This window comes from Streptomyces sp. bgisy159 (assembly GCF_965341775.1).
In the GTDB taxonomy this organism is placed as follows: domain Bacteria; phylum Actinomycetota; class Actinomycetes; order Streptomycetales; family Streptomycetaceae; genus Streptomyces.
In genome coordinates this window covers 1-6316 of the sequence record NZ_CBDQZH010000090.1, presented here as the reverse complement: position 1 = coordinate 6316, position 6316 = coordinate 1, and the positions used below count along the sequence as shown (strand labels likewise).

General features: G+C 63.3%; 6 protein-coding genes. 5 read left to right on the top strand and 1 reads right to left on the bottom strand.

All coding sequences use genetic code 11. From position 1 onward, the window contains the following. Positions 1–170 precede the first annotated feature (170 nt). From ACSLTV_RS35695 to ACSLTV_RS35675, 5 genes are all read left to right on the top strand, one after another. The gene (locus ACSLTV_RS35695) at positions 171–746 is read left to right on the top strand and encodes a hypothetical protein (protein WP_432139399.1); all 576 of its coding nucleotides are present in this window, start codon (positions 171–173) and stop codon (positions 744–746) included. A 10-nt stretch (positions 747–756) separates the two neighbouring features. Beyond that, a complete protein-coding gene (locus ACSLTV_RS35690; protein WP_432139398.1) occupies positions 757–1647 on the top strand; it encodes a zeta toxin family protein in 891 nt (296 codons plus the stop codon). A gap of 560 nt (positions 1648–2207) precedes the next feature. Continuing rightward, on the top strand, positions 2208–2525 hold the full coding sequence (locus tag ACSLTV_RS35685; protein ID WP_432139397.1) for a transposase: 318 nt from the start codon (positions 2208–2210) through the stop codon (positions 2523–2525). Continuing rightward, positions 2522–3427 carry an IS3 family transposase gene (locus tag ACSLTV_RS35680; protein WP_432139396.1) on the top strand — a complete coding sequence of 302 codons (906 nt, stop codon included), beginning with the start codon at positions 2522–2524 and terminating at the stop codon, positions 3425–3427. The genes ACSLTV_RS35685 and ACSLTV_RS35680 overlap by 4 nt, the downstream gene beginning before the upstream one ends. Positions 3428–3798: 371 nt before the next feature. After that, positions 3799–5400, top strand: a complete 1602-nt coding sequence (locus tag ACSLTV_RS35675) for a restriction endonuclease (RefSeq protein WP_432139395.1) — start codon at positions 3799–3801, stop codon at positions 5398–5400. 276 nt (positions 5401–5676) lie between these two features. Here ACSLTV_RS35675 and ACSLTV_RS35670 read toward each other — a convergent pair whose 3' ends face one another. Further along, positions 5677–6171 carry a DUF5959 family protein gene (locus ACSLTV_RS35670; protein WP_435613689.1) on the bottom strand — a complete coding sequence of 165 codons (495 nt, stop codon included), beginning with the start codon at positions 6169–6171 and terminating at the stop codon, positions 5677–5679. Positions 6172–6316: the final 145 nt, after the last annotated feature.

Below are 6316 nucleotides of genomic sequence, written 5' to 3'. Positions count from 1 at the left end.
GCCGATCGGCTCCACGGCTTAGGACGAGGTGCAGCCACATCCTGAAACATGCCTCTGACCAGGTCAGGAGGCCGCTGTCGCGAGAGCATGCCACGCTGGAGATAGGACGTCGCCAAGGGCGCCGGAAGGTCCCATCACTCTGGGGAGGCATCAGGTTGCGGGAGGACGGCATGCGGGAGGACTACACGAGCTGGCGTGGTCTAAACGCCAGCGATCAAAACAACGTCGACCTCGGCCGGGCGGAAGGCGTTCTCGATGACGCGGCAGGTGGGTCATGGCTTGTCGTACGCCTGCGTTCAGGCAAGCAGGGCAGCGTAGCGATTCCCATGGATCATGTGAGGCTAGAAAGATCCCGTCTCAGAATAGCCTACGAAGAACAAACAGTACTCCGAGCTCCGCGACTGAAAGCTGCGGTAAAGAAACTGCCGCGCGTGGATGTATTGCGACTAGATTTGCACTATCATCACGAGCTCCCCAAGAAACTCACCCCGCTCGATATGGCCGAGGCGTACGGAAAAGGGAAGATAGATCGGGACAGCCTGATCAAGGAGTTGGCAGCTTGGCCATATGCCCCTGCCGTTGAACCAGATAGCTCTCTTGAGAGCCCCGACGCTTTCGATGACCCTCCAGTTTGGGAGAAAGGGACCATCCACGACCTTGAGATTGCAGTTGATCGTGGATTTATAACCACCGAAACATATGGCGACATATTGGAAGAAATGAGAAGATTGCGAATCAGGCCATAAGAATTTGGCGGTGACGACAGTGACCGACCCTGCAATGCGTACGAGAACCCCTCATGACATACGCGAGCACAAGGATGTACTGATCCAAGCGGAAGCGGATGGAATTCTATCTGCGAATTCCTCTTTCGCCACCGTATCAAATCAGGAGTGGTTCATCCAACTCAAGGGTACCGGAACTGTACCGACGAGACTCCGTATTGAGACGCAGGAGAAAATTCTGGAGGAATTTTGGAGGACGCCTTCAGAAGTTCCCATGGGTCGCATAGCCCTTGTCATGGCAGGCCCGCCTGGTGCAGGCAAGTCGACTGCCGAAAAGCGGGTTCGCATGGAACTCGCTCCGGGGCAGCCATGGCGCAAGATTGACCCAGACCATTTCAAGGACTTGCTCCTTCGCTGGGCATTCAAGCACGGAGAATATGAGACTATCGTCCCCCCTGAACTCCATGAAGATAGAGCACGAGCATATCTGCGCGAGTTGGCCGCGCTGGTTCACGAGGAGTCCAGCATCTTGGCAGCCCGAGCCCGGACCGAGTCGATAAGCAAGGGAGAAAATCTCGTTATCGACGGCACACAGAAGACCTACACCAAGACTAAAAGGCTCATCGACCATCTACTGGACGCCCGCTACTCAATATCTTTGATGGATGTCGAGGTGGGCTTCGCGATATCTTTGCAGCGCGTGGAGGCTCGTTGGGCAAAGGGCTACAATGAAGCCGAAGAAAGCTATATTGACGGCGGAAGCCTGGTTGATCACCTTGGGGGTCGGTGGGTTCCGCATCATTGCGTAGCTGATATCTACCATGGTGGGCGAGCTGACACTACATCAGTTTGCCAGCAAGTAGTAGGACGGCTGGTCGCCGAGTACCCCGGAATTCGAATTCGGGTCGAATCGAACAACTAGCCGAAACGGCAACCACCGCAAACCGCAGCCGTCCACCCGGCCGAGAGTCTGGAACGAAGAGTTCATGCCAGACGCGCGCCAGATCATAAGGCCAACACAGGCGAACAAGCGCGGACGCCCACGGACAATCAGCGCAGGTGAGAGGCACGCGGCCCAAGGCAGCGCCCCTGCTTAACCTGCTTCGAGACGAAGGGGTCATCACCCAAGGTCTCACCGCCATGCTTCTGCTGGCGTGACCTGCTCTGGTCAACGACATGGCAGCGTGGCTGAGGCTGGTGGGGATGCGTCGAGGCATATGCGTGCGTGATCAGTCGGCGCACCCGCCATCGTGGCTGACTGTCGTCGGCTGAGGCTCAGGCACTCCGAGGCCCCAGCGCCGTCAAGGGGACCATGGAGGCAAAGAGGCCGTGCCATTCGCGTGCCAGATCCTGCGGGGAACCACGGGGAACAGTGGGAGCTTGCGCTGGGTGCAACCAGGGCTCCAACGCCACCCTGAAGCTTCCCCTTGATCGTGGACACCTGGAGACTGGGACGTGTGAGCCCAGAGGAAGCAGTGCCAGGTGGGAAGTAAGTACACGAAGCGGTACTCGGAGGAGTTCAAGCGGGACGCCATCGCCCTCGTGGCCTCCTCGGGCCGGACGGTGACCGAGGTCGCCCGGGAACTCGGCATCAGCTCGGAGAGCCTGCGGGGCTGGGTGAAGAAGGCGAACGGCACGGCGCCGATTGCCGCAGGGGCGTCGGTGGCCACTGGTAGCGGGCTGGACGCGGCCGAGCGGGAAGAGCTGAAGCGGCTGCGCAAGCTGGCCGCTGACCAGGCGAAGACGATCGAGATCCTGAAAAAAGCGACAGCCTTCTTCGCGAAGGAGAGCGACCGGTGAGCGAGATATACCGGTTCATCCGCGTGGAGAAGGCCCACTTCACCGTCGTGCTGCTGTGCGCCGTCCTCGGCGCTGCCCGCTCCTCGTACTACGCCTGGGAGGCGGGAGAGCAGGCCCGCTCGGCGCGCGAGCGCGAGGACCTCGCCCTGGTCCACGAGATCACCGTCATCCACGTCGCGTCGGGGAAAACCTATGGCGTCCCGCGCATCCACGCCGAACTGCGCCGCCAGGGCCGCCCGGTGAACCGCAAGCGCGTCGAGCGGCTGATGCGCGAACACGGCATCGCCGGTCACAGCCGCCGCACCGGGCGTCGCAGCCTCACCCGCGCCGACCGCAGGGCCGCCCCGGCCCCGGACCTGATCGGGCGCGACTTCACCGCCCCCGCTCCCGGCCTGCGGGTGGTCGGCGACATCACCTATATCCCCACTGGTGAGGGCTGGTTGTACCTGGCGACCTGGCTCGACCTGGCGACCCGCGAAGTGATCGGCTACTCGATGGCCGACCACCACCGCGCCGACCTGGTCGTCGACGCCCTCGACATGGCCGCCGGCCTGGGCCGCCTGGAAGACGGCTGCATCATCCACACGGACCGCGGATCGGAGTACACCTCTGCCCAATTCCGCGACAGACTCCACGAGTTGGGGCTACGGCAGAGCATGGGCAGGACCGGTATCTGCTTCGACAACGCCGCCGCCGAAAGCTTCTTCGCCGTCCTCAAGGAAGAGATCGGCACCCGCATCTGGAATGACCGGACCAGCGCGCGAGCCGACATCTTCACATCCATCGAGACCTACTACAATCGCAGGCGCCTGCGCAGGCATCCCGACTGGGGCTACCTCACACCCCACGAGACCCGCCAGCGCCACCACGGAACGAAAACAGCTCACGCCCTCGCCGCGTGACAAAACCGTGTCCAAGATCACGGGAAACTTCACCCCGCCCCAGGTCAACGCACCAACCGCCGTCGAGGAACCCAAGCTTCCCAAGCTGATAGCTCAGGCAGTGTGCTCACGGGCCAGCCGTCCTGGCTTCCTCTGGTCGACAACACCGCGACAGCGTGGCTGAGGTCTGTGGGAGTGCAGCGAGGCACACGCGCGCCTGGTCGGTCGGCAGACCCGCCATCGTGGCTGACTGTCGTCGGTTGAGGTGTCGACGACTTGAGTGCACGCACCGTGCGGGCCGGTTGAGGTGAGGTCCCTGCCTTGCGTGATTCTGCGGTGTGGAAGGGGAATGCAGCCCTGTGGCGGAGTAGGGCCAGGGGAGGGGTAAACAGGTGGCGCAACGGGGTAGCGGCCGTGGCAACGACTATCAGCGGCAGCAGCAGGCGTTACGACGTGCCCAGGAGCAACAGGCACGGCAAGTGGAGAGGGAACGCAAGGCCGCTGAGACGGCCAGCAAGCGGCAGGAGCGCGAGCGGAAGGCTGCGTATCAGGAGCAGCAGGCCGAGCAGGCGCAGGTGCGCACGATCGGGGTTGAGCACGAGGTCGAGCAGCTCAGGCAGTTACTCCGTGACGCGGTGGTGGGCGATCCGCCGACGACCTTTGAGCGCCGCCGGAGGACTCACACGCCGAGGAAGTTAGACGAGCGTCCTTGGTCTCGTCCGGAGCCTTCCCCGCGATGGGAGGAGTTCGCACCACCGGAGCCCGGTGGTCTGGCTGCTGTCCTGGGTCTTGGCAGGAAGCGCTATGAAGCTGAAGTTGCTGAGGCGCGTGTGCGGTTCGGCGAGGCACAAGAGCGCCACAAGCGAGCCGAGGAGAAGCGGCTGGCAACGCTGGAGCGGAAGCGTGCCGAGCACCGCCAGGCCGAAGAGCAAGCCCTTAACGAGGTGGCGACTTTCAACGGGAAGTTGGACGAGGAGCGCGAGGCGTACAGGGCCGGCGAGCCCGCGGCGGTCGAGGCTCATCTAGGGGCTGTTCTGGCTGCGTCGGTGTATCCAGTGGGCTTCCCGCACGAGCATCGGATTGCCTTTCGACCTGCCACCGGTGACGCACTGGTTGAGATCCACTTGCCGCCTGAGGCGATCGTTCCTACCGCGCGGGGCTACCGATACGTGAAGAACCGAGACGAGACGACCGTGCTGCCTCGTCCGGAGAAGGAGCGCAAGGAGATCTACGCCTCCGTCCTGGCGCAAGTCGCTCTGAGGACAGTGCACGAGGTCCTGACGGGCGATCCGGACCGGGTAATCAATGGCGTGATCCTGAACGGCCATGTGAGAACCATCGACCGGGCTACCGGTCAGGAGGTCTCACCCTGTCTCGTGACGCTCAGCGCCAGCAGGGAGCAGTTCGGGAAGCTCCGTCTCAGTCAGGTTGATCCAGCGCAGTGCCTCAGGAGACTCAACGCTCTGGTGTCGCCCAACCCCTACGATCTCGAACCGATCCGCCCCATCGTCGAGTTCGACCTGTCGAAGTACCGGCTCATGGACAGCATGGATGTAGTTGCCGGCCTGGACAGCAGGCCCGTACTGGTGAAGCTGACGCCCACCGAGTTCGAGCACCTGATTCGCCAACTGTTCGAGGCGATCGGTATGGAGGCCTGGAACACTCAGGCGTCCAAAGACGAGGGCGTTGACGCAGTGGCCGTCAGTAAGGACCCCGTCTTCAACGGTGAGTGCATCATTCAGGCGAAGCGCTACAGCAAGCTCGTGGGTGTTGAGTCCGTCCAGGCGCTCGCCGGAGTGGTCGAGCACAAGCGTGCTGCCAAGGGGGTCCTGATCACCACATCGTGGTTCGGCAGGGCCAGCCACGACTTTGCCCGCCAACATGGCCGACTCCAGCTCATCGAAGGACCGGAACTCAAGTACCTGATCAAGGAACACCTTGGCAAGGATGTGATCCCTGGCCCGGTCCCCCCGAAGAGGCGCCCCTCACGCTAAGGCCGGCGGGCCGCCCACTCAGCCTGAGGAGCTGGGCCGTCTCTGGGCCGTCCGAGGCTGCTCGACAGCGGCCAAGGACGACCAACGACGACCGCCAGGCGCACCAGCCCACCGCCCCTGAGCAGCGCAAACGCAGGTCACCAAGATCCCCGGCAAGACCCAGGGCAAAAAGAAGTAAGCGGTACTGATCAAGCCCCTTGCTCCCGGGTTCTCCCTGGGCAAGGGGCTCTGTGCTGCTCGTGGCGTCCCGTGGCCGTCAGATGCTCGGCGGTGCCGTCAGGCGCGTGTGCCTCGCCGCCACTCGTAGGTGCCGGGCGAGGTCTCGGCCACCTCCCGGGGATAGACCTCGCGTACCCGGGTGAGCAGATCGCGCTGCTCGCCGACCCACGTCGGCGGGAGCACGAACAAGGGGAGGGTGACCGTGACACCTGACGCCGGCCCGTCGTGTACGGAGACCCAGAGTCCGCCGCTCCCGTCGGGCTTGAACTTCATGGAAGGAGTCCGCCCGGATTCGAGCCACTGGGCGGACCGACCGGACGCCAAGACCGCCAAGGCGCCCTCCCAGTCCGCCAGGTCTTCAGGGAGGAGAGTCACCGGGAAAGCGGCGTTGACGGATTCCGTCACGATGACGATCTCGCAGTCGAGGAAGTCGTGGCCGGTCAGGATCCCGGGTTGAAAACGGCCGAGGACGCGCACGGAGACACTGTGACCGCTGGTGCCGGGCGTGTCGGCCAGGTGGATCAGATCGATGACGCCGTGCGTCGAGCCCATGGGTTACCTTCCGCAGTGATGAGGCCCGAGCATCCTGCCGTACACCAGCCGTCTCAGCCGGGTTCTCGCTCCTTCGGTACGAGGCTGTGCCGACAGTGGCGGCCCATGTGGCGAAGGCCGAGGGGAGAAGCCGGGACAGTTCCCG

What these genes read in the sequence shown, in the direction of transcription:
- ACSLTV_RS35695 (WP_432139399.1), top strand. Translation starts at nt 171, where the DNA reads ATGCGGGAGGACTACACGAGCTGGCGTGGTCTAAACGCCAGCGATCAA.
- ACSLTV_RS35670 (WP_435613689.1), bottom strand. Translation starts at nt 6,171, where the DNA reads ATGGGCTCGACGCACGGCGTCATCGATCTGATCCACCTGGCCGACACG.